The sequence below is a fragment of the Paraplanobispora takensis genome (genome assembly GCF_016863195.1).
In the GTDB taxonomy this organism is placed as follows: Bacteria; Actinomycetota; Actinomycetes; order Streptosporangiales; family Streptosporangiaceae; genus Planobispora; species Planobispora takensis.
In genome coordinates, this window is sequence record NZ_BOOK01000035.1 from 96,482 (window position 1) to 120,305 (window position 23,824).

Annotated in this window: 12 protein-coding genes; 5 read left to right on the forward strand and 7 right to left on the reverse strand. The window is 74.3% G+C overall.

What is annotated here, in order from left to right; translation table 11 throughout:
* Positions 1-56 precede the first annotated feature (56 nt).
* The 4 genes from Pta02_RS23895 (at position 57) to Pta02_RS23910 (ending at position 4,571) form a co-directional block, all read left to right on the forward strand.
* Positions 57-431 (forward strand): hypothetical protein, encoded by a 375-nt coding sequence (locus tag Pta02_RS23895; protein ID WP_203877154.1) that lies wholly within the window; start codon positions 57-59, stop codon positions 429-431.
* 69 nt (positions 432-500) lie between these two features.
* Complete coding sequence (gene secD, locus Pta02_RS23900) at positions 501-2,867, forward strand: protein translocase subunit SecD (RefSeq protein ID WP_203877155.1); 2,367 nt, start codon at positions 501-503, stop codon at positions 2,865-2,867.
* A gap of 91 nt (positions 2,868-2,958) precedes the next feature.
* Complete coding sequence (locus Pta02_RS23905) at positions 2,959-3,201, forward strand: EF-hand domain-containing protein (RefSeq protein ID WP_373872413.1); 243 nt, start codon at positions 2,959-2,961, stop codon at positions 3,199-3,201.
* Between the two features lie 116 nt (positions 3,202-3,317).
* Positions 3,318-4,571: a PucR family transcriptional regulator gene (locus Pta02_RS23910; protein WP_203877157.1), complete on the forward strand. Its 1,254-nt coding sequence runs from the start codon at positions 3,318-3,320 to the stop codon at positions 4,569-4,571.
* Between the two features lie 84 nt (positions 4,572-4,655).
* On the opposite strand, the gene ccrA is transcribed toward Pta02_RS23910, so the two are convergent.
* Complete coding sequence (gene ccrA, locus Pta02_RS23915; protein WP_203877158.1) at positions 4,656-5,966, reverse strand: crotonyl-CoA carboxylase/reductase; 1,311 nt, start codon at positions 5,964-5,966, stop codon at positions 4,656-4,658.
* On the reverse strand, positions 5,963-12,310 hold the full coding sequence (locus Pta02_RS41980) for a type I polyketide synthase (protein ID WP_203877159.1): 6,348 nt from the start codon (positions 12,308-12,310) through the stop codon (positions 5,963-5,965). Before Pta02_RS41980 ends, ccrA begins: the two co-directional genes overlap by 4 nt.
* Positions 12,311-12,566: 256 nt before the next feature.
* Between Pta02_RS41980 and Pta02_RS23925 the strand changes: the two genes are divergently transcribed.
* Positions 12,567-13,679, forward strand: coding sequence for an alpha/beta hydrolase (locus tag Pta02_RS23925; protein WP_203877160.1), 1,113 nt, complete (start codon positions 12,567-12,569; stop codon positions 13,677-13,679).
* Between the two features lie 16 nt (positions 13,680-13,695).
* On the opposite strand, the gene Pta02_RS23930 is transcribed toward Pta02_RS23925, so the two are convergent.
* From Pta02_RS23930 to Pta02_RS23950, 5 genes are all read right to left on the reverse strand, one after another.
* Entirely contained in the window at positions 13,696-15,060 is a 1,365-nt protein-coding gene (locus Pta02_RS23930) for a hypothetical protein (protein ID WP_203877161.1), read from the reverse strand.
* A 181-nt stretch (positions 15,061-15,241) separates the two neighbouring features.
* On the reverse strand, positions 15,242-16,459 hold the full coding sequence (locus Pta02_RS23935; protein ID WP_203877162.1) for a glycosyltransferase: 1,218 nt from the start codon (positions 16,457-16,459) through the stop codon (positions 15,242-15,244).
* A complete protein-coding gene (locus Pta02_RS23940) occupies positions 16,456-17,850 on the reverse strand; it encodes an MFS transporter (protein WP_239131187.1) in 1,395 nt (464 codons plus the stop codon). Before Pta02_RS23940 ends, Pta02_RS23935 begins: the two co-directional genes overlap by 4 nt.
* The gene (locus Pta02_RS23945; protein WP_203877164.1) at positions 17,847-21,935 is read right to left on the reverse strand and encodes an MMPL family transporter; all 4,089 of its coding nucleotides are present in this window, start codon (positions 21,933-21,935) and stop codon (positions 17,847-17,849) included. Before Pta02_RS23945 ends, Pta02_RS23940 begins: the two co-directional genes overlap by 4 nt.
* Positions 21,935-23,662: a fatty acyl-AMP ligase gene (locus Pta02_RS23950; protein WP_203877165.1), complete on the reverse strand. Its 1,728-nt coding sequence runs from the start codon at positions 23,660-23,662 to the stop codon at positions 21,935-21,937. Before Pta02_RS23950 ends, Pta02_RS23945 begins: the two co-directional genes overlap by 1 nt.
* Positions 23,663-23,824 lie beyond the last annotated feature (162 nt).

Genomic DNA, 23,824 nt, shown 5'->3' on the forward strand with positions numbered 1-23,824 from the left:
CTCTGCGGGTATGGTGAGGAGGTCACCTTCAGGTGATCTGCGATCCACCGGGGGGCATGATGCGGCAGCCGAGGCGCGAGGCGCTCTTCGGCTGGCTCCTGGCCCTGCTGTTCCCGCTGTTCGTCTCCGGCGTCCCCGCGGCCGGTACGGCCGCCGCCCGCCCCGGCGCCCCGGCCACCGCCGAGGCCGCGCAGGGCCAGCACCCGCTCTCCCGCAAGCTCCCCGTGAGCGAGCGCCACCACGCGTTCGCCTCCGTCCTGGCCGCCGTCGGCGCCGCGGGCTCCCATCCCGCCGCGGCCCTGCCTCCCGGCGCCGGTCATCCCCCGCTCTCCTCCGGCTTCCGCCCGGCCCCCGAGCGGGACGACGACACCCGTCCCCTCGCCGCCCTGCTGGTCAGGCCGGGCCGCGCCCCTCCCTCCACGCACGCCTGAGGCACCCGGACGCTCTCCGGGCGCTTCGCCGTACCCGGAAACGTCCCTTCGAGCCCGTGGAGGCTTCTCATGTCACGCGCCCCCGTGGTGCGCGCGATAGCGGCGTTCGCCGTGATCGCGACCTCTCTCTACATCGCATTGACCATGACCCCGCGCCTGGGACTCGACCTGCGCGGCGGCACCCAGATCGTCCTGGAGACCCGGGACTCCCCGACCGTCAAGGCCGACGCCGAGACCACCGACCGCGCGCTGGAGGTGCTGCGCCGCCGGGCCGACGGGCTGGGGGTGGCGGACGCGCCGCTGTCGCGCTCCGGCGAGCGCCGGATCATCGTGGAGCTGCCCGGCGTGCTGGACCCGGCCAAGGCGGCCGAGGTCATCGGCAGGACCGCGCAGCTGACCTTCCATCCGGTCCTCGCCGTGGCCGACCAGGCCACCGAGCCCGGTGAGGGCGAGCAGGTCATCGCCGACGAGGACGGCAACCGGCTCCTCATCGGCCCGGCCCGGCTGACCGGGGACGGAGTCAGCGGGGCCGAGCCCGGTCTCGACCCCCAGACCGGCACCGGCTGGTTCGTCACCGTCGACTTCCGCGACTCGGGCCGCGCGGCGTGGGCGAAGCTGACCGGCGAGGCCGCCTGCAACGCGCCGGGCGACCCGAAGCGGCGGGTCGCCATCGTCCTCGACGACAAGGTGATCATCTCCCCACAGGTGAACGAGGGGGTGGCCTGCAACGTGGGCCTGCCCGGCAACTCGACCCAGATCACCGGCTCCTTCACCGCGGAGGAGGCCGGCGACCTGGCCGTGCTGATCAAGGGCGGCGCGCTGCCGGTCCCCGTCGAGATCATCGAGCAGCGGACCGTCGGCCCGACCCTCGGCGCCGCCGCGATCTCCGCCAGCGCCGAGGCCGCCGTCATCGGCGTCGCGCTCACCGCGCTGTTCATCGTCGTCACCTACCGGCTGGTGGGCCTCATCGCCGCCTTCGCGCTGGCCTGCTACGCGCTCATCTCCTACGCGGCGCTGGTGGCGCTCGGCGCCACGCTCACGCTGCCGGGCCTGGCGGGGTTCGTCCTGGCGATCGGCATGGCCGTGGACGCCAACGTCCTGGTCTTCGAACGCGCCCGGGAGGAGTACGCCGCCGACCGCCGACCGGCGCGGGCCGGATCAGACACGGGCAGGGCGGGCGGTCCCGGTACGGCGGGCGGAGCCGGGACCTCCCGGGCCGCGGCCTCCGGCGGGGGCACGAAGCTGCGCCAGGCGCTGGAGAAGGGCTTTCGCAACGCCTGGAGCGCGGTGGCCGACTCCAACATCACCACACTGCTCGCCGCCGGGCTGCTGTTCTTCCTGGCCTCCGGGCCGGTGCGCGGCTTCGGCGTGACCCTGTCCATCGGTGTGATCGCCTCGCTGGTCACCGCGATGGTCGTCACCCGCGTCCTGGCCCAGTGGGCGGTCAACCGGCGGGCCGTGGCCGCCCATCCCCGGATCACCGGCCTGGCCGACATCGGGCGGGTCCGCAGGTGGCTCAACGAGCGCGATCCCGACCTGATGCGCCGCCGTACGGTCTACCTCGCGGTCACCGGCGCGGTGGTGGCCGCGGCGCTGGCCGGGATCGCGCTGCGCGGGCTGAACTTCGGCGTGGAGTTCACCGGCGGCCGGATCGTCGAGTACTCCACGAGCCGTCCGATCACCGCGGACGCGGCCCGGGAGCTGGTCGGCGGGGCCGGGTTCCCCAGCGCCGTGGTGCAGACCTCGGACGCGGGCATCTCCGTGCGGACCGGCCAGATCGGCGACGCCGAGGTGGCGCGGATCGAGACGGCGCTGGAGCGGGGGGCCGGGCAGGCCACCGAGGTCCGCGACGAGCTCATCGGCCCGAGCCTCGGCGACGAGCTGCGGCGCAACGCCCTGATCGCCCTGGCCGTCGCGCTCGCCGCGCAGCTGGCCTACCTGGCCTTCCGGTTCCGCTGGACGTTCGGGCTGGCGGCCGTGCTCACCCTGGCGGCCGACGCGGCGATCGTGATCGGCGCGTTCGCCTGGACGGGCAAGCCGGTCGACGGGGTGTTCCTGGCCGCGATGCTCACCGTGATCGGCTACTCGGTCAACGACAAGGTCGTGGTCTTCGACCGGATCCGAGAGCTGTGGGGCGCCCGCCCCGGGGGGTCGTTCGCCGGGGCGGCCAACACCGCGGTCCTGCAGACCGTGCCGCGGACCGTGAACACGGGCCTGGGCGCGCTGTTCATCCTGGCCGCCCTGGCCGTGCTGGGCGGTTCCTCGCTGACCGACTTCGCGGTGGCGCTGCTGATCGGCATCGTCGTCGGCACGCTGTCCTCGGCGTTCGTCGCGACACCGCTGGCCATCGTGTTCGAGCGGCGTCATCCCGGCACGCCTCCGCGGCCGAAGCAGCGCGTCACCCGCCCCCGCGAGGGCTCGGGAGCGGTGGTCTGACGACGGTCCGGCCGTGAGCCGGCCCGGCGGAATCCGGGGCCCCGGAACGACAGCGGGCCGGGGCCCCGAATTCCCGGATTATGCCGCTAATGTGCTTCCCGTCTTGTCATATCCGCACCAGGAAGGCGGCTGCACTGTGAGCGACTACACGACGACCTTCAGAATCGTCGACGCCGACGACGACGGCCTGATCTCGGCCACCGAACTGACGCGTCTGATGGAGGTGCTCGGACAGCCCATCACCCCGGAGGCCGCCACCGCCGCCGTCGCCCGCATGGACAAGGACGGCGACGGGCTCATCTCGCTGGAGGAGTTCGCCGCTTATCTCGGATAGGTCTCAATCCCTTTCGGTGGACGCGCCAGGTGTTGCCTTTGAGACAAGAACAAGCGTTTGCTACTAACTCGAAGTGTCGACCGTCACACATGAGACGCGCTCCGACGGGAGGGTCTATGCCGACGAAGGAACACACCCGGGTCGCTGCCACGGGCTTCGGTGGCCGCAAGGCGAGGTCCCACGATCTGTCCGACCAACGCCTGTGGGGGTCGGCCCCCGCGGACGTGGCCCGGCTGCTCCGGCCCGGCCTGTCCGAGGTGGCCGACCAGGTGATCGACGAGATCACGGTCCGCATCCCGGAGTACTCCCGTCCGGCCGACGAGATCTACATCAAGGCCATCCGTCTCGCCGTGGACGAGGCGCTGCGCCAGTTCGTGGACAGGATCGAGAATCCGAGCCGGCCGTGGGAGCCCGACGTCTTCCGCACGATCGGGCGCGGCGAGGCCAACGAGGGGCGCAACCTCGACCCGCTGCAGACGGCGATGCGGCTCGGCGCCCGGGTGGCCTGGCGGCGGCTGACCGAGCAGTCCGAGAACCTCGGCCTCACCCCGCAGCACCTCTACGACCTGGGTGAGGCCATCTTCGTCTATCTCGACCAGCTCGCCGACGCCGCCGCCGAGGGCTTCGACGAGGCCAGGGCCCGGGCGGCGGGGGAGATCGAGCGCCGCCGCCACCGCCTGATGGACCTGCTGCTCAGCCAGCCCCCCGCCTCCCCCGAGGCCATCGTGGACCTGGCCAAGGCGGCCGGGTGGCGGCTGCCCAAGACCGTCGCCGGAGTCGCGCTGGACGAGCGCTCCGGGGCCTACCGCCCGCCCTCGCTCCCGCCGGACGTGCTCTCCGGCCTCGACCGGCCCAACCCCTGCCTGATCGTGCCGGACCCCAACGGCCCCGGCCAGGCGCAGACGCTGGAGGTGGGGCTGCGCGGCTGGAAGGCCGCCGTCGGCCCCGCCGTACCGCTGTCCGCCGCCGCCACCTCGCTGCGCTGGGCCCGTGAGGCACTGGAGCTCAGCAGGCGCGGCGTGCTCACCGAGGAGCGGGGCCTGGTGCGCTGCTCCGACCACATGGCCACGCTGATCGTGTTCAAGGACGAGGAGCTGGTCAACGCCCTGGCCGAGGTACGGCTCGCGCCCCTGGCCCACCTGCGCCCCAGCCAGCAGGACCGGCTGGCCGAGACGCTGCTGGCGTGGCTGCGGCACGGAAGGGGCGCCGGGGAGGTCGCCGCCCGCTTGCACGTCCACCCGCAGACCGTGCGCTACAGGCTGCGGCAGCTGGAGGAGCTCTACGGCGACCAGCTGGCCGACCCCGACATCCGCTTCGAGCTGGAGATCGTGCTGCGGGCCCGGCGCTCCACCGGGTTCGAGACCCCCTGACCCGTCGGCGGCCCGCCCGGCGGCCCGTGCGCCGGGCCGGTCCGCCGGGGAGACCGGGGAGACCGGGTCCGCGGACATCCGGCCTCAGCCCCGGAACATCCTGATCCTGTCCTCGCCGACGCGCTCTCTGAGCGCGTGGTCCTCGATCCCGAGGTCCTCGGCCGGGGCCAGGCCCAGCACGCCCACCTTGCCGACGTGCTCGTTGCACTGCACGGCGCGGGCCGCGTCGCCGGTCCGCTCCAGCGGATAGACCGTCGACAGGGTGGGCTGCAGCATGCCCAGCGAGAGCAGCCGGTTGACCTCGTGGCACTCCTGGTAGTTCGCCCCGTGCGAGCCGATGATGCTCTTGAGCTTCATCCACAGGTGCCGGTTGTCGTAGGCGTGGGCGTAGCCGCTGGAGGAGCCGCAGGTGACCACCGAGCCGCCGCGCCGGGCGACGTAGACGGACGCGCCGAAGGTGTCCTTGCCGGTGTGCTCGAAGACGATGTGCGGGTCCTCGCCGACCTGCCGGCGGATCTCGGCGCCGAACTTGCGCCAGGACTTCTCGTCGTCGAGGTGGTCGAACTGCGAGCGGTCGACGATGTGGTCGCAGCCCATCCGGCGCAGCAGGTCGGCCTTCTGCGGGGAGCTGACCACGCCGACCGGGATGCCGCCGCCGTTCCTCACCAGCTGCACGCCGTACGCGCCCAGACCGCCGGTGGCGCCCCAGATCAGCACGACGTCCCCCTGCTTCATCCGGGAGCCGCGCTCCCCGACGAGCATGCGGTAGGCGGTGGAGGCGCACAGCATGTTGCAGGCGGCCTCCTCCCAGCTCAGGTGCCTGGGCTTGGGCAGCAGCTGGGTGGCCTTGACCACCGCGAACTCGGCCAGCCCGCCGTAGTTCGTCTCGAACCCCCAGGCGCGCAGGTCCTCGCCGAGCATGGAGTCGGAGTGGGTGATCGGGTCCTGCTCGTCCACGTAGGCGGGCGAGGTGACGACCCGGTCGCCGATCTTCCAGTGCCGGACGGCCTCGCCCATGCGGACGATCACGCCGGAGGCGTCCGAGCCGAGGACGTGGAAGTCCTGGTCGTGCCGGGGGTCGGTGCGGCCGAAGCGCTCCAGGAAGGCGAAGGTGGGGATCGGCTCGAACATGGCCGTCCACACGGTGTTGAAGTTGATGGCGCTGGCCATGACGGCGATCAGCACCTCGTCGGGGGCGAGTTCCGGCATCGGTACCTCGTCCACGTGGATGGACTTGGTGATGTCCTTGTCCACGCCGTCGACGCCGTGCGGGACGCGGCCGAACATGCCGACCTCGTCCTTGCGGGTGTGGGCCGCCTTGAAGGTCGAGGGGACCTCCAGGCGGGCGAGCTCTTCGGGGTCGGCACCGTCGACGACGGCCTGGGCGAGGGTCATTGCTGGCCTCCAAGGTGAACGGCGATGACTTCGACGTGGGGCGGGTCGAGCAGGTTGAGGTGGTGCGATCCGGGGACCGTGACGATCTCCAGCCCCGGGCTGTGGGGGCCGAACCCCCTGGTGGGGTCGTCGGCGTGGGCGTAGCGGGCGTCTTCGACCGCCCACGGGGTCGGCTCGGTGGAGCGGTAGAGCACCACGCGGCCCTCGTAGGTCCCCGGCCGATAGCGCTCCAGGGCCCGGGTGTCCTCGTGGGAGTTGATCTGGTGGCGCAGGATCGCCTCGCCCAGCATGTCCGGCACCCCGGCGGCCGCGACGCGCTCCCCGGCGAGCGCGAGCTGTCCCGCCTCGTCCAGCTCCGCCAGCTCGTCGTAGGACAGCTCGATCCGCGCCCCGTAGGTCTCGCGCAGGTAGGCGGCGAAGTCCGCGTACCTGCGGGCGGTGATCCCCGCCCGTTCCCCCGGGTCCGTCTCGTCCGGCAGCCCCGAGTCGATCATGGCGACCAGCTCGACGTCCTCCGCCCCCAGCTGCCGCGCGATCTCGAAGGCCAGGACCCCCCCGAACGACCATCCCCCCAGCCGGTAGGGGCCCTCCGGCTGCACCTTCCTGATCTCCTCCACGTACCGGGCCGCCCGCTCGGTCACCTCCGGCCCGCCCCCGGACCCCGCGCCCTCCTCCAGCCGCTCCAGCCCGAAGACCACCCGCTCCCGCCCCAGCAGCCCGGCCAGCGTCGCGTACACCCCCGTCGTCCCCCCGGCCGGATGCCCCAGGAACAACGGCGCCCCCGACGCCTCGCCGGTCGATGCCGCCACCCCCCGCGCTCGCGCGTCCGTCTCCTCTGCCGGCGCCGGTACGGCGGGCGGGAGTGCGGCGGCGCCCGGCGCCTCGGTACGGCGGGCGGCCAGGTAGGCGCGGGCGGCCTCGGTCAGGGGACGGACGACCCCTTGGGCGGCCTCCTCCTCGTCGACGGCCCGGACGAGGTCGGCGATCCGGGCGCCGGTCAGGACGCCCTCCGCGACGAGCTCACGGCCGGCCTCGCGGCTGAGGACGCCCAGCACGATGGGCAGGACGTCCGCCGGGATCTCCTCGTTCACCCCGGGCGTGCGCCCCAGGACCTGCGTCAGGACGGTCACGACCTGGCGTTCCGCCGCGTCCCTGGGCTCGATCGGCCGGACCGCGGGCCCGGTCCCCCGGATGCCCAGCTCCGCCGCGACGGCCGCGGCCACGTCGCCGAGCGTCGCCCCCTGGAGCAGCAGAGCCGCCGGGAGGCCCACCCCGAAGTCGTGCTCGATCGTCCCGCGCACCCGCGTGGCCGCCAGCGAGTCGAGCCCCGCCTCGGTCAGCACCGTGCCGTCCTCCAGCCAGGACTCCTCGAACCCCAGCACCACGGCCGTGCGCTCCCGCACCTTGGCCGTGATCGCCGCCAGGGCCTCGTCCGGGTCCATCTCCCCCAGGGCCTCGCTCCCGCCCCACTCCGCACCGGTCGCGCCGCCCGCCAGCTCGGCGAAGTACGGCATGCGCGCGATGCCGGGGAAGGCCGCCACGGCCATGGCCGCGTCCAGCCGGACCACGCCCGCCGCGTCCGCGTCCCCGCCCAGCAGGGCCTCCAGCGCCTCCACCCCCTCCTCGGGGGTGATCGGCGCGACCGCGGGCAGCGCCGCCCCGCTCGCGCCGCCGACCTCGGACCAGGTGCCCCAGTTGATCGTCGTGGCGGGCAGCCCCTCCGTCCGGCGCAGCGCGCACAACGCGTCCAGCCAGGCGTTGGCCGCCGCGTAGGCGGCCTGTCCCGGCGACCCGAGCAACGCCGCCGCGGACGAGAACGCCACCCACCAGTCGGGATCGGCCTCCCGGGTCGCCTCGTGCAGGGCCAGGCCGCCGTGGACCTTGGCCGACCAGACCCGGTGCAGATCCCCGGCCCCCATGTCGGCGAGCAGGCGGTCCTCCAGCACACCGGCCGCGTGCACGACCCCGCGCAGCCGCAGGCCGCCCTCGGTGACGGCCTCCACCAGGCGCGCGGCCACGCCGGGCTCGGCCAGGTCCCCGGTCACCACCCGGACCTCGGTCCCTGACTCCCGCAGCCGCCGGATGACCGCGGCCCCCTCCCGGGACGGCCCCGAACGCCCGCCGAGCACGATGCGCCCGGCTCCCCGCTCGGCCAGCCACCGGGCGACCACCAGGCCCAGCCCGCCGTACCCACCGGTGATCAGGTATCCGCCGCCGCGCCGCACGACGGGCCGGCCCGGCCGCCGGACCGGCGGGGGCGGCACGGCCAGGCGGGCGCCGTACCGGACGCCGTCGCGCCAGGCGACCTCGTCGTCGGGGGCCTCGTCCTCCGGCCCGGTGAGCTCGGCCACGAGCGCCTCGGGGCCGTCGACGTCGAGCAGGCAGGCGCGCAGCCCGGGGTGCTCGAAGGCCAGGACCCGCACCAGGCCGCGCAGTGCCGCCGCGCCGGGGTCGCCCCGCTCCCCCTCCCGTACGGCCTGCGCCCGCTCGGTGACCAGGCGCAGGCGTGTCCCGCCGGATCCCGGGAGGTCACCGACGATCATCGCGACGGCCAGCAGCAGCCTCTCCGCCCCGGCCGGATCGAGCCCGGCGGGGACCATGATCACCACATCTTCTTCGGGGTCGAAGACGGGGGACGCCGTTCCGGGGGAAGCGGGCTGCGCGGCGGGCGCGGGACGCTGGGCCGGGACGAGGAGGGAGGGGACCGGCTGGGAGACGTTGCGGGCCGCGGAGATCCGGGGCAGCGGGGCGCGCCGGACGGTGTGCCCGGCGGCGCCGAGAGCCGGGACCAGTCGTTCGGCCCGCGTGTCCCCCTCATCGGCGATGATCATCAAGCTCCGGCCCGGCCGCGCCTCCGGGGCGAGCGGGCTCTGCGCCCACACGCGCTTCAGGAGCTTGGCCGCCAGCGGGACCGGTACGGCGGTGGGCGGGATCCGCCGGGTCTGCACGCCCGTGGGGGTGCCGTCCGCGGCGAGGTGCTCGATCTCGACGGGGATCTCGGCGGGGTCGGCCGGGGAGGCGGCGCCCAGGCGCGCGGCCAGCTCCGCGGGGCGGGGAGGCGCGTCCGCGGGGGGCGAGTCGACGGCGACGGTCGCGGTGCCGTGGCGGACCCAGATCCCCGCGGCGTTCCTGGCGTCGATCTCGACCCCGCCCGAGGGGGTCAGGGTGGTGGTGATCGTGGCGGGCAGCGGCAGCAGGGCGTCCAGGGTGACGTCGGTCAGCTCGGCTCCGCCGTACACCTCGGCGGCGGCGGCCTGGGCGAGCGCGGCCACCGCGGCCAGCGGCAGGACCGGCAGGCCGTGCGGGCGCCAGATCGCGGGGTCCAGCCGCCAGGGGGCGTCCGACAGATCCTCCACGACGGTGCTCCACACGTGCCCGGCGGGCCCCTCGACGTGCACGCCGAGCAGGGGGTGGGCGCCCGGCGGGAGCGCGGAGCGGCGCGCGGCCGGGGCCCAGTGGCGCTCGTGCCGCCAGGGTGACGGGGGGAGGTCGACGACCGCGCCGGGCCGGGCGAGCACGGCGGAGGGCGCGGCGACGGCGACGGCGGCCAGCTGGAGGGGGAACTCCTCGTCGTGGCCGCGGCGCAGGGAGTGGGTGACGACCGCGTCGCGCCCGAGGGTGTCGCGCAGCGGCGCCGCCAGGACCGGGTGGGGGCTGATCTCGGTGAAGACGGTGTGGCCGTCCTCGGCGGCGGCCCGGACGGCGGCCAGCAGCCGGACCGGGCGGCGCACCCCCGCCGCCCAGTAGGCGGGCTCGAAGGTGGGGATCTCCCGGGGGTCGTCGAAGACGGTCGAGTAGAACGGGATCTCCGGCTTACCGCCCGCGATGCCCTCCAGCGCCTCGCGCAGCTTCGGCAGGAGCGGCTTGACCTGGGGCGAGTGCCCGGCGCCCTCGGCGGTCAGCAGCCGGGCCAGCAGGCCCCGCGCCTCCACCTCGGCGGCGAAGGCCGCGACCCGGCCGGGGTCGCCGGTGACGACGCACTGCCGCGGCGAGGCGTGGACCGCCACGTGCAGGTCGTCCGGGACCTCCTCGGCGGCCACCTCCAGCACGGCCATGGCGCCGCCGCCGCCCAGCGTGCCCAGCAGGCGGGCCCTGCGGCAGATCACCCGGACCGCGTCGGCCGGGCCGATCCCGCCCGCGACCACGGCCGCGGCGACCTCGCCCATCGAGTGGCCGATCACCGCGGCGGGCCGTACCCCGCAGGCCCTCCACAGCCGGGCCAGCGCCACCTGCACCGCGAAGATCACCGGCTGGACGACGGCCACGCCTTCGACCTCGCGACCTCCGGCGACGATCTCCCGCAACGGGATGCCCGCCTCCGCCAGGAACAGCGGGTCGAGCTCGTCGATCGCCGCGGCGAAGACCGGCTCGCCGGCGTACAGGCGGGCGCCCATCCCGGTCCACTGCGAGCCGTACCCCGAGAACACCCACACCGGTCCCCCGCCCGCCGCGGCCGGTCCCGTAGGGACCCGCCCCTCGTGTACGGCCCGCAGACCGGCCACCAGCTCCCCGGTGTCCCGCGCCACCACGGCGGCCCCGATCCGGCCCCGGCCGGCCCGCCGCGCGAGCGTGTACGCGACGTCGTCCGGCGCGGGCGCATCCTCGGCGTCGCCCGGTGCGCGCCCGTCATCGGCTGCGTCTTCCCCGGCGCCGCCCGCGGTGCGCCCGGCGCCGGGTCCGAGCCGGTCCGCCAGCACCCCCGCGTACGCCCGCACCCGTTCCGCCGAGGCGTCCGTCAGCAGGAACACCCGCGCGGCGTCCGGCTCCCGCTCTCCGCCGGAGCGAGGCCCGCCGGGGACCTGCGGGGCCTGCGGGGTCTCGGCGCGGTCCAGCACGACGTGGGCGTTGGTCCCGCCGAAGCCGAAGGAGGACACCCCCGCCCTGGCCCGCCCGCCCGGCCACGGCGTGGGGGCGGTGACGACCTCCAGCCGGTCCCACGGGATGTGCGGGTTGGGCTCGCGGAAGTGGACGCTCGGCGGGATCACCCCGTGGTGCAGCGCGAGCACGGTCTTGATCAGGCCGGTGATCCCGGCGGCGGCCTCCAGGTGGCCGAGGTTGCTCTTGGCCGACCCGAGGAGCACCCGGTGCCCCGGGGGCAGGGCCGCGTCGATCGCGCGGGCCTCGATGGGGTCGCCGAGGAAGGTCCCGGTGCCGTGCGCCTCGATGTAGTCCGGCGGCTCCAGACCGGCGTAGGCGGTGCGCAGGAGCTCCTCCTGCGCCTCGGGGTTGGGGGCGACCAGGCCGTTGGAGCGGCCGTCCTGGTTCACCGCCGTGGCGCGGACCACCGCGAGCACCCGATCCCCGTCGCGCCGCGCGTCCGACAGCCGCTTGAGCACCACGACCCCGCACCCCTCGGCGCGGACCATCCCGTCGGCCGAGGCGTCGAAGGCCTTGCACCGCCCGTCGGGCGCGGTCCCCCCGCCCCGATCGAAGGCCACGGTGACCACCGGTGACAGCAGCAGGTTGACCCCGGCCGCCAGCGCCAGGTCGCTCTCGCCCGACCGCAGACTCCGCACCGCCAGATGCGCGGCCACCAGGGACGAGGAGCAGGCGGTGTCCACCGCCAGGCTGGGCCCGCGCAGGTCGAGCACGTAGGACAGCCGGTTGGCGGCGATGCTGAAGGCCGCCCCCGTCGCCGTCCAGGCGTCCACCTTCGTGAGGTCGGCGGTGGTCAGATACGCGTACTCGTTGCCGGAGACGCCGACGAACGCCCCGGTACGGCTGCCGCGCAGCGAGCGGGGCGCGAGCCCGGCGTGCTCCAGCGCCTCCCAGGCGGTCTCCAGCAGCAGGCGCTGCTGCGGGTCCATGGTCTCGGCCTCACCGGGCACGATCCCGAAGAAGTCGGCGTCGAACCCGGTCACGTCGTCGAGGAAACCGCCGTGCCGGGTGGTGCCGGCCAGCACCTCGGCCGTGTGCGCGGACCCGTCGTCGAAGGCCTCCCAGCGTCCCTCGGGCACCTCGCCCACCGCGTCGCCGCCCGCCATGAGCAGCCGCCAGAAGTCGCCGGGCCCGCGCACCCCGCCGGGCAGGCGGCAGCCGACGCCGATCACCGCGATCGGCTCGTCGGGGTCGGCGCTCCGTACGGCCTGGGGGGCGGGCGCCGCGCCGGAGGCGAGCCCCCGGGCGAGGCGGTTGATCGTCGGGTACTCCCAGACCAGCGTGGGCCCCAGCTCCCGGCCCAGCAGCCCCTCCAGCTCCCCCGCCACGGCGACCGCGTCCCGCGAGGACAGGCCGAACTCCTCCAGGGGACGGTCGGGGTCGACGCCGGTGAGAGGAAGGCGGCAGCGGGCGGCGATCCGTTCCGTCAGGAAGCGGCGGATCTCGTCTTCACCGAGCAGGTCCACGAGGCGACTCCCCAGAACAGCCGAAGTGATCGGCCAACTTACGCGAGAGGCCTCGTTGTGAGGCAGACCTGTCAACCCACAATCCACCAGGGCGTTTTGTCACGGTTGTGATAACGACCACAGGGGAGGGGCGATTTGTGCGCGGGGCTCAACGTGCCCTCCCGGTTTCGTTGCGCGCACGTATAGGCACCCTCGATCACCGGGTCTAGGGTCGCCTGCCACGGCCCCTGTCTTCAGGCCGGTGGAGGGAAAGACGATGCGAGCTGTTCGACACGGGCTCCTCGCGCTCGCGACCGCGGTGGCCGTCGGCCTGCCGGGAGCGGCGCACGCGGCCGCACCGCCGTACCCGGCCGCGACGGACGGGACCCGGCAGGCGGAGCCCGCCCCGAAGGGCAAGAGCCCGTCGGGCCCGTGGCAGGCCGCGTACCCCGGTGGCGCGCGCGTGGTCAAGGAGCGCCGGCTCGACTCGCGCACGCTCGACATCACGATCTCCTCGCCCTCGGTCAACGCGATGCTGCCGGTCCGGCTGCTGCTGCCCGAGGGCTGGTCGAAGCGGGCCAAGCGGACCTGGCCGGTGCTCTACCTGCTGCACGGCGGCGCGGACGACTACACCTCCTGGACCCGGATGACCGGGGTGGAGGAGCTGACCGAGAACGTCGACGCGATCATCGTCATGCCCGAGGCCGGCCGGGCCGGCAACTACAGCAACTGGTACAACAAGGGCAAGGGCGGCCCGCCCGCGTGGGAGACCTTCCACACCTACGAGGTGCGCCGCCTTCTTGAGGTGGGCTACCGGGCCGGGACCCGCAGAGCCGTCGCGGGCCTGTCGATGGGCGCCTACGGGGCGATGAAGTACGGCGCGCGGCACCCCGGCATGTTCCGCTTCGTCGGCTCCTACAGCGGCGTCATGTCCACCCGCCTGCCGGGCATCCCCGACATCATCATGAACGCCCAGGCCGCCGAGGGGCAGGACCCGAAGGCGCTGTGGGGCGACCCGATCAGGAACCGGGACATCTGGCGGGCCAACGACCCGGCCCATCTGGCCGGGAACCTGCGCGGCACGAGCATCTACATCTCCAGCGGCACGACCAGCCTCAACGGCGAGCTCGACCCGCCCGGCGCCCCCTGGCACCCGGCCCACCTGGGCGAGCCGGTCTCGGCCTACACCGCCAGGCACCTGGTCGCCAAGCTCCGGCTGTACGGGATCAAGCCGGTGGTGCACCTGTACAAGAAGGGCACGCACACCTGGCCCTACTGGGAACGCGAGTTCAAGCGCTCCTTCCCGATGATCCTGAAGGCCCTCGGGCTGAAGGCCGCCCCCGCGCCGGGCGAGGACTCCGGCTGGGGCCTGCTGGACCAGGAGCCGTGAAGAGCCCTCAGGACCCTCAGGACGCGGTCAGGTAGACCTGGCCGAAGACTCCGCCGACCTTCTTCAGGTCGGCGGCCACGTCCGTGATGGGCGCCGACGGGTTGTAGACGGCGGCCATGCGGCGCTGGATCGGGCCCAGCTTCTCCAGCGCGTCCCAGGCGGTCAGGTTCTGCACGGCGCCCTGGGCGTCCGGCACGCGGGTCCACACGTTGACCTGCTGGGCGGCGCCGTCCATGACCGGCGCGGAGACCCGGGTGGCGACCTGCTCGGCGGTGACGTCACCGGCCAGGCCGGTCTCCTCGGCCGCGACCTGGGCCAGCACGTCCCAGGCGCGGGCGCGGACCTGGATCCACTGGTTCTTCCCGGCCGCCTCGGCGTCGATCTTCCAGGTCTCGTAGCCCCCGTACAGCAGGCCGGTGTCGAGGGTGATCTGGTCGGCGTACCCGGCGATCAGGTGCGACTCGACCTTCTCCGGCGCGAGCAGCGGGTGGCGCTTGACCATCTCGGCCTTGCACTCCTCCTGCGCGCCGCAGGCGAACACGGGCACGACCGTGTGCAGCCCGAGCTGCTTGCCGGGGGCCGCCTGGCGCAGCGCGGCGGAGGCGGCGGAGACGAAGGCGGTGATCTCCTCCTGGGTCGCGAACGTCGTGTTGTAGCCGAGCTGCGAGGTGTAGCGGATCCCGGCCACCTCGGGCCGCGCGGCCAGCGCGCCGATCCGCCTGACGGCCGCGGTGAAGGCCGCGGTGCCCGCCTTCCAGTCGTCGGCCAGCTCGGTGTCGATCCAGACCCGGAGCCCGTTGGCCCCGGCCGCGGCGACCGCCTGCCCGGCCGGGGTCCGCGCGGCGGCGGCGATCTCCTGCGCCGTCGCCGGCTGCACGGCGGGGGCGGCGGGCTGCGCGGTCGGCGTCGTCCGGCTCCGCGCGGAGGGGTCGGCGGGACTGCCCGGCTCCGGCGCGCTCACCGTGCCGTCGCCGCCCTCCTCGTGCCCATCGACCCAGCAGTTCTCACCGACCTCGCACTGCGGAGCGCCGGTGTCCTCACCGCCCTCGGGCATCGGGGAGTTCTCGTCGCCGACGGCGCCGTCGCCCTCCAGCTCGGGGCAGGAGTTCCCGGGGGCCGAGCAGTCGATGAACTTGCCCTCGTACGGGTTGGCCTCCTTGAGGTGGGCGTTGTCGTTCTCCGCCCAGAACTTCACGACGTCGTAGGCCTCCTCCGGCTTGGCCAGCCAGCGGCACTGGATGAAGGCCGGGGCGTCGGCGCCCATCAGGTCCCGGCAGCTGCGGGGGTCGTCCTGTGAGGAGGCCGCCGCGGCGGGGGTCACGACACCGATCAGGGTGAGCATCGAGCCGACGGCGACAGCCCGCCGCAGAGTGATTCGCATGTCCTGAAACTCCCCGGGAAAGCCGGTCAAAACAACCGCATTGAACCCTATCCAGATCATCACTGTCCGAACAGATCCGGTAAGGGATTCGTCAAACTTCCGGCACCCCGGCCCCCGCAGCCCCAGCCACGCCGCCCTTCCCACATCCCGCGGCCCCGCGCCCCGCCGCTCCCGGCGCCCTTCACATACCGAGCGCGTCACACGCCCGCGCGACCCCGTCCTCGGCCCGCAGCCGCTCTCCCAGCCGCGCCGCCGCCGCCCGCATCCCCCCGTCCCGTACGGCCGCCGCCACCCGCGCGGCCAGCGCCTCCGCCGTCAGCCGCCGCACCGGCAGCGGGACGGGCCCGGCTCCCAGCGCGGCCACCCTCGCGCCCCAGAACGGCTGGTCGGAGAAGAACGGGCAGATCACACCCGGCACCCCGGCCCGCAACGCGGTCCCCGTCGTGCCCGCGCCCCCGTGGTGCACCACGGCCGCCACCCGGGGGAACAGCCAGGCGTGGTCCGCCTCGCCGATCACGAACATGTCGTCCGCCCCGCCGTACGGCAGGCCCTGCAGCACCCCGCGCACCCCGGCCGCGCGCAGCGCCGCCACCACCGTCTCGGCGGTCGCGCCCGGATCGGCCGGGGCCATGCTGCCGAAACCCGCGTAGACGACGGGCGGCCCGTCCTTCAGGAAGACCTCCAGCTCCGGCGGCGGGCTCCACGGGCGCTCCAGCGGCCAGTAGCCGGTCAGGTGCACATACGGCGGCCAGTCCGCCGGGCGGCCGACGACCACCGGGCTCACCCCGCACAGCACCGGCACCGCACCGGCCCGCGCGCTCCGGAACGGGCTGTCGCGCATGGGGTCCAGCGCGAGCACCCGGCCCCTGAGCCGGTTGACCATGCGGCCGAGCAGCAGCCAGCTCAGCCCCTCGATCAGGGCGTAGCTGCCCCTGTTGCCCCAGGCCCCGAGCGTGCGCAGGGGGACCAGCGGGTTGGGGAAGGCCCGGGTGGGCTCGCTGGGCTGGAAGTGCATGAGCGCGTACGGCATGCCGTACCGCTCCGACAGGTGGTGCCCGAACCCGCCCAGCGCCGGGGCCAGGACCAGTTCGGCGCCCGCGCAGGCCGCGTCCACCTCGGCGGCGAGCCGTTCGGCCAGCGGCTCCACGACCCGGCGGAATCCCCGGACGAACCCGGCGGGCCCGCTGCGCAGCCACGCCTGCCCCTCCTCGGACTCCACGATCCGCAGCGGATCCACGCTGATCGGGCTGAATCCCAGCCCCGCCTCCCCGGCCAGCCCGCCGTACCGCCCGGCCGCGACGACCGTCACCCGGTGCCCGCGCGCGGCGAGCCCCGCGCCGAGGGCCACGCACGGCTGAGTGTCCCCCCGCGATCCGAAGGCCAGGATCGCGACCCTCACCGGAGGGTCACCAGGCTGACGACGGCCCCCACCGTGACGAGCCCGGCCGCGGTGAGCAGACCGGCGGAGTAGCCGAGGGTGAAGCTGGCGGAACCGTTGACGATCACACCGACGACCGCGATGCCGAACAGCCCGGAGACCTCGCGCGCGACGCTGAACACCCCTCCCGCGACGCCCGCCCGCGCCTCCGGGACGGCGCCCAGGACCGCCGAGCCCAGCGGCATGGTCAGCGCCGAGCCGATCCCGATCACGCACACGGCGGGCAGCAGCCCGGCCCAGCCGTCCCCCGGCCGCAGGAAGGCCACCGCCACCATGCCCGCCGCCACGAGCACCAGGCCCAGCGCGACCGTGCGGGCCGCGCCGAGACGGCGCTCCAGCGCCGGGACCAGCGGGGTGACCACCACGACGAGCAGGGCCAGGGGCACGAAGGCCAGGCCCGACATCGCCGGGCTGAAGCCGAGCACCCCCTGCAGGAACAGCGCCGTGAAGAAGAACACGCCGTTGACGCCGAGCCCCCACAGCACCTGGGCGATCACCCCGCCGGTGAACGCCCGCGCCCGGAACAGCGCCAGGTCGACCATGGGCTCCCGGCCCATCCTCTCCACCGTGACGAAGACGGCCGCGGCGACCGCGGCGACCGCCAGCGCGGCGACGATCACCGGCGAGGCCCAGCCCAGCTCGGGCCCGAAGGTCAGCCCGAACGTGCCCGCCGAGAGTGCGACGACCGAGGCCGCGACCCCGGGGACGTCCACGCGGGCGGCGGCCTCGTCCCGGGAGTCGGGCACGGCGGCGATCGCGAGAGCGATCATCAATACGCCGAGGGGGACGTTGAGCAGGAAGATCCAGCTCCAGTGGAAATGCTGGGCGATCCAGCCGCCGACGACCGGCCCGAGCGCGAGGGCGGCCGCCCCGGAGGCCATCCAGACCGCGACGCCGACCGACCTCCGCCGGTCGTCGCCGCCGACCGACACCACGGCCAGCATCGCGGGCAGGATCAGCGCGGCCCCGCACCCCTGCACCAGCCGGGCCGCGACCAGCCCACCCGCCGAGGTCGCCAGCCCCGCCCCGAGAGAGGCCGCCGTGAAGACCGCGAGCCCGGCGATCAGGACCGTGCGACGGCCGTACACGTCGGCCAGCCTGCCCCCGGCGAGCATCAGCCCCGAGAAGGTGAGAACGTACCCGGTGACGACCCACTCCAGCGCCGCCAGCGTCGTACGCAGTTCACTCTGGATGGTGGGCAGAGCGACTGTGACGACCGTGTTGTCCAGGGTCGTCACGAACCCGGCCAGCCCGACGACCAGCAGGAGCAGCCCCCGCCGGTCCCCCGGGCGCGGCGGGGAGGAGAGGACGGCTCCCCCGGGCGGGGACGGCCGGGCGGTGAGGTCGCTCACCCCTCCTCCACCTCCACCCATTCCCATCCGGCCCCACCGGCCTTGGGCCGTACGACCCTGGTGGTCCGCCGTTCGACGGCCACCCATCCCGCGGCCCGTCCCGGCTTCCGCTCCGGTTCCTGCCTGGGAACAGGCACGGGCGGCGGAGCAGGCTCAGGCTCCGGCGCGGGAGGCGGAGCGGGCGGGTTCTCCGGCCGTGGGGGTTCACGCCGCGGCCGCAACGGCTCGGGAACCGGCCGCACCGGAGGCGGCGTCCCAGGAGCCCGGGCAGGTCCTTCGGATACGGCCGGCACCGGCTCCTCCGGGGACGCCGACGCAGCCCTGGTGACCCCTTCCACGACCACCGGCCCAGTCGGCGCGGGCGGTACGGCGGGCCCGGCCTCTGCCGCCGTTCCGGGAACGGGCCCGGTGGGTTCGGCGACCGGAGGGCCGGTGATCGGGACGATCGCCCTGCCGGCCTGACGCCGTACCGGCGGCTCCAACTGGTCGATGAGGTGACTGCTGACCACCGGCTCGCGCCGTACGGGGCGCGCGTCCTCGGCATCCGCCTCGGGATCACGCGGGAGCGCCGGTGGTGCGGAGGGTGCGGGAGTCGCCGGAGTCGGCGCAGGCCGTACGGACGGCGGAGGCAGCGGAGTGGGCGGAGTCGGCGCAGGCCGTACGGACGGCGGAGGCAGCGGAGTGGGCGGAGTCGGCGCAGACCGTGCAGGCGGTGGAGTCGGCTGTGCCGGGGAGGCGTTCGGCGTTTGCCGCTCAGGCGACGGGGCGGAGGCCGGCTGCGCCGGAGGTGGCGTCAGGGCCGTCCGGCCTTCTGCCTGGAAAGTCGGAACAGGAGCCCCTTCTCCCGGAACAGGCGAACCAGACCACGGCGCTCCCTGAGCAGGCGGCGTGGGCCGTACCGCCTCCTGAGCGGGCGAACCGGGCCACGGCGCTCCCTGCGCGGGCAGGCCGGGCCGTACCTCTGGAGCGGGTGGAGTGGCCTGTACCGCTTCCGGAACGGATTGTGCCGGGGTCTGAGGGGGTGGGGAGGGGTCTTCGTCCTCCTCGGCCCAGTGCCAGCCGGGGCCGTCCACGTTGGGCTTGATGACTTTCCTGCGCTTGCGCGCGGGGGTCGGGGCGCCCGTCGGTACGGCCTGCGCGGGAGGCTTCGGGGGTACCGGGGACGGCAGGAGACCGGGTTCGGGTGCCGGAGGCCGGGACGCGGGGCCGTTCACCGGAGCCTGCGGGGACGGGGCGTCCAGCGGGAGCCAGGGATAGGGGTTCGAGCGCTGCTGGCGGGAGTGCGACTTCGGTGCCGGGTCGTCGGGCGGGGAGGCCGGTGGGGAAACTTGCGGTGCCGGTGAAGAGGCCTGCGGGGGCGGCGCGGGGGTCTGGGGGACGGGGTCCGGGGAGCGGGAAGCCCGGGACGACGGGATCAGAGGGGAGAGCCGCGGCGCGGGAGGGGGAGGCTGGGGGGTGGGCGCCGAGGGGGACTCCGTACGGCGGGCGAGGAAGGACTTCAGGCGGCGGGAGGACGACTCCCTGTGGCGCGGGGAGGCGGCCTCCGCGCGGTAGGCCGGGACCGGCTCCATGGGGTGGGCGGAGGCGGTCTCCAAGCGGCGGGGGGAATCCGGCTCCGCGCGGTGGGGCGAGGCGGGCTCAAGGGGACGGGCCGAGGCGGGTTCCAAGGGATGCGCGGAGGCGGACCTCGCAGGACGAGCCGATGCCGGTTCCAGAGGGCGGGCCGAGGCTGACGCCAGGGAGCGGGCCGAGGCGGGTGCCAGGGGGCGGGGGGTGCGGGGGGAGGTGGGGCCGTCTTCGCGTTCCACGGTGACATAGGTGCTGCGGCCGGCCGGGAGCTCCCCGCGGGGGAGGACGTGCTCGCGGATCTCGATCCGGCGGTGGAAGCTCCGCAGGGAGGCGGGCAGCCACCAGTTGGCGTTGCCCATCAGGCGCATCGTCGCGGGCACCAGCAGGGCGCGGACCAGGGTGGCGTCCACGACGATGGCCACGAACATGCCGACGCCGAGCATCTTCACCACCGTGATCCCGGCGGTGGAGAAGGCCGCGATGACCACCAGCAGCAGCAGAGCGGCGCTGGTGATCATTCCGCCGGTCCGCTCCAGCCCGGCCGCCACGGCGGCGGTGTTGTCCCCGGTCCGCAGCCACTCGGCGCGGACCCGGCTGAGCAGGAACAGCTCGTAGTCCATCGACAGGCCGAACACCACCGCCAGGATCAGCACCGTGATGGTCGCCTCGATGCTCCCGGTGGGGGTGAAGCCGAGGAAGTCGGCCAGGTGCCCGTCCTGGAACGCCCACACGATCACTCCGAAGGAGGCGCCCAGGGACACGACGTTCATCAGGATCGCCTTGATCGGCAGCAGGATCGAGCCGAACGCGGCGAACAGCAGCAGGCCGGTCATCAGGCAGACGATGAGCGCGGTCCACGGCAGCGTGGACTTCAGGCTGGACTCCAGGTCGAGCTGGGCGGCGGTGGGCCCGCCGACGACGACGTCCTGGATGTTCGGCTCGAAGGACAGGTCGCGGATCTCCTGGACCAGCGCCCTGGCCTCGTCGGACATCGGGTCCTTGTCATAGCGGACCGCCAGCCGTACCGCGCCGTTGTTCTGCGAGACGCCCGTGACGTCGACCCCGGTGACGTGGTCCAGCTTCTCCAGCCGGTCCGCGAAGGGCTTGACGTCCAGCGGGCCGATCTCGGTGACCGGAGTGATCCCGGAGTTGCCGGTGCCGACGGGACCGGGCTGCCCGCCCACGTCCGAGGACAGCGCCCCCGGGGCCGCGGCGGTCATCGGCCCGACCAGGTCGCGCTCGACGAGCACGATGACGTCGATGGGCGACATCGCGTTCCTGGCGAAGTCCCGGTCGATCCGCTCGGCGACCTGACGGCTCTCGAATCCCTCGGGCAGCACCCGGTGGTCCACGCTGCCGAACCGCGCGTGCCCGAACGGCGCCGCCAGCGCGACCAGCAGCACGCCGACGCCCACCAGATAGATCACGGGGCGTCTCATCACGCTGGAGGCGATGGCGTGCCAGGTCCCGCCCCGGTGCCGGCCGCCGAAGTCCGGCACGACCCTGACGGCGTCCACCTTCGGGCCGAGCACCGCCAGCAGGGCGGGCAGCACGATCAGCGCCGCCGCCATCGCGACGAGCACCACCGCCGCCGCGCCCAGCCCGATCGAGCGCAGGAACATCTGCGGGAACAGCAGAAGCCCGCACAGCGCGGTCGCCACGGTCAGGCCGGAGAAGGCGACCGTCCGCCCGGCCGTCATCATGGTCCGCACGACGGCCGTCTCCACCGGCGTATCGCGGCGGATCTCCTCGCGGAAGGCGTTCAGGACGAACAGCGAGTAGTCGATGGCCAGGCCGAGACCGAGCATCGTGACGACGTTCAGCGAGAAGACCGAGACATCGGTGATCTCGGTGAGCAGCCGGAGCAGCGCCAGCGCGCCGATCACCGACAGCAGGCCGACGACGAGCGGGAGCCCGGCGGCCACCAGGCTGCCGAAGACGATGACGAGCAGGACCAGCAGGACCGGCATCGAGATCGCCTCGGCCTGCTGCAGATCGAGGCCGGTCTGCGTGTTGAGGTCCTCGAGCAGCGGGATCCGGCCGCCGATCCGGACGGTGTAGCCGGTGGGGGCGTCGCGGATCCGGTCCCTGATCGCGTCGTAGCCGCTCTGCTTGACCGGCTCGCCGCCGCGCAGGCTGACCAGCGCGTAGGTGGAGTGCCGGTCGGTGGAGGCGAGCTCCTTGGCGTCGGTGCTCCAGTAGGTGGAGTAACGGGCGACGTGCTCGGCGGGCAGCGCTTTCAGCGCCGCGTCCACCGCGTCCCTGAACCGGTCGTCGTCGACGTCGACCGCCGGGTTCGTGTAGAGCACCACCACGTCGGGCGCGCTGCCGCCGAACCACTTGCCGCCCCACTGCGCGGCCATGGTCGACTCGGCGCCCGGATCGTCGAACCCGCCGTCGGACATCCGGCCGAACAGCCCCAGACCGAAGTATCCGGCCAGGATCGCGAACAGGGTCCCGAGTGCGAGCAGGGACCAGCGTCCGCGGTAGACGGTCCGTCCAAGCGACTCGAACATCAGGTCCGGGAGCCCTCTGCCGCCGTCGTGAAGGCGCCGTCCAGGTAGGCCTGCGCACACGCGCGGCGGGCGATCTTCCCGCTGGACGTGCGCGGTACGGCTCCCGCCTCGACCAGCACGAACTCGTGCACCCGCAGGTCGTGGTTCCTGGCGACGGCGGCCCTGACGTTGGCCGCGATCTCATCGGGGTCGCGGCCCTCGGCCCTGCGCGAGCGCTCGGCCACCACGACCAGCCGCTCCGTCTCCTCGCCCGGGGCCGCGAACGCCGCCACGTGGTCCCTGCGGACGGCCTCGTCGGCCTCCTGCACGGTCACCTCCACGTCCTGCGGATAGTGGTTGCGCCCGTCGACGATGACCAGGTCCTTGATGCGGCCGGTGACGTAGAGCTCGCCGTCGTGGACCACGCCCAGGTCCCCGGTGCGCAGCCAGGTGCCCTCCTCGCCCTCCAGCTCGTTGCCGAAGACCTCCGCGCTGCGTTCCTCGTCGCGCCAGTAGGCCCGCGCCACGTTCGGCCCGCGCACCCAGATCTCGCCGACCTCCCCGTCGGGTACGGCCCGGCCGTACGCGGAGACGACGGCCACGTCCTGCCCGGTCGGCACCCCGCAGGACACCAGCTCGCTGACCCGGCCCCGCCCGGCGTCCTGCCCGGTGACGGGTACGGCCCGCCCTGCGGTGAGCGCGTCCCTGTCGAACGCCGTCACCCGCACGGGCAGGTCGCGGTCCATCGCGGTGACGAACACGGTCGCCTCGGCCAGGCCGTACCCGGGGGTGTGCGCCTCGGGCCGCAGCCCGCACGCGGCGAACTCCTCGGAGAAGCGGTTGATCGTGCTGCCGCGCAGCGGCTCGGCGCCGTTGAGCATGACCGTGACCCCGGACAGGTCGAGCGCGGCCTTCTCCCGCTCGGTCACCCGGCTCGCCGTGTACTCGTAGGCGAAGTTGGGCCCGCCGGTGAACACGTCGTCGTACGCGCTGAGCATGCGCAGCCACCGCACCGGGTGCATGACGAACGCCACCGGGTCCATGAACACCGCCCGGTTGCCGCCGACGATCGGCGCGGCGATCGTCGCGATCAGCCCCATGTCGTGGAAGAGCGGCAGCCACAGCGCCGCCGTGGACACCCGGGGGGTGGCGCGGAAGGCCCGCCAGAGCTGCTCGGCGTTGGCGGTGACGTTGCCGTGGCTGATCTCGACCCCGGCGGGGGCGCGGGTGGATCCGGAGGTGTACTGCAGGTAGGCCAGGTCGCCGAGGCCGATCGGCTCGGGCTCCCACTCGTCGGCGAGCAGGTCGGAGACCGTGTCCAGGGTGAGGACGGCCTTGGGCCGGGGGACGGACCGCCCGTCGATGAAGGTCCGCACGCTCTCCAGCGCGGGCGTCGTGGTCAGCACGCAGACGGGGTCGGCGTCGGCGTAGGCGCGGATCAGCCGGTCGGCGTGGCCGGGCAGGTCGGGGGCGAACAGCGGCACCGCGATCACCCGGGCGTACATCGCGCCGAGCATCGCGACCACGTACTCCAGCCCCTGCGGCGCCAGGATCGCCGCCCGCTCCCCCGGCAGCGCCACCTCGCGCAGCCGTACGGCCAGCGCTCTCGCCTTGAGGTCCACCCGGGACCAGGACAGCGTGCGCTCCGTGCCGTCGGCGGAGTCCGCGTAGTCCAGGAAGGTGTAGGCCGGGGCGTCCGGGATCTCCCTCGCCCACCGTGAGACTCGGAGGATCAGCGGCTCGCTCATGCTCGTGGTCCCCTCGCCGGAGTACAGGGATCTAGCAACTTACGGCAGGCGATACGCGCGGTTCTTGCCAAACCCCTGCACATTCCTCGTCGCCGGTTGTTACCGGCATGACAACTGGGACCGGCCGCTCCTGCCTCCCGGCGCCGGGCCCGCCATCCTCGA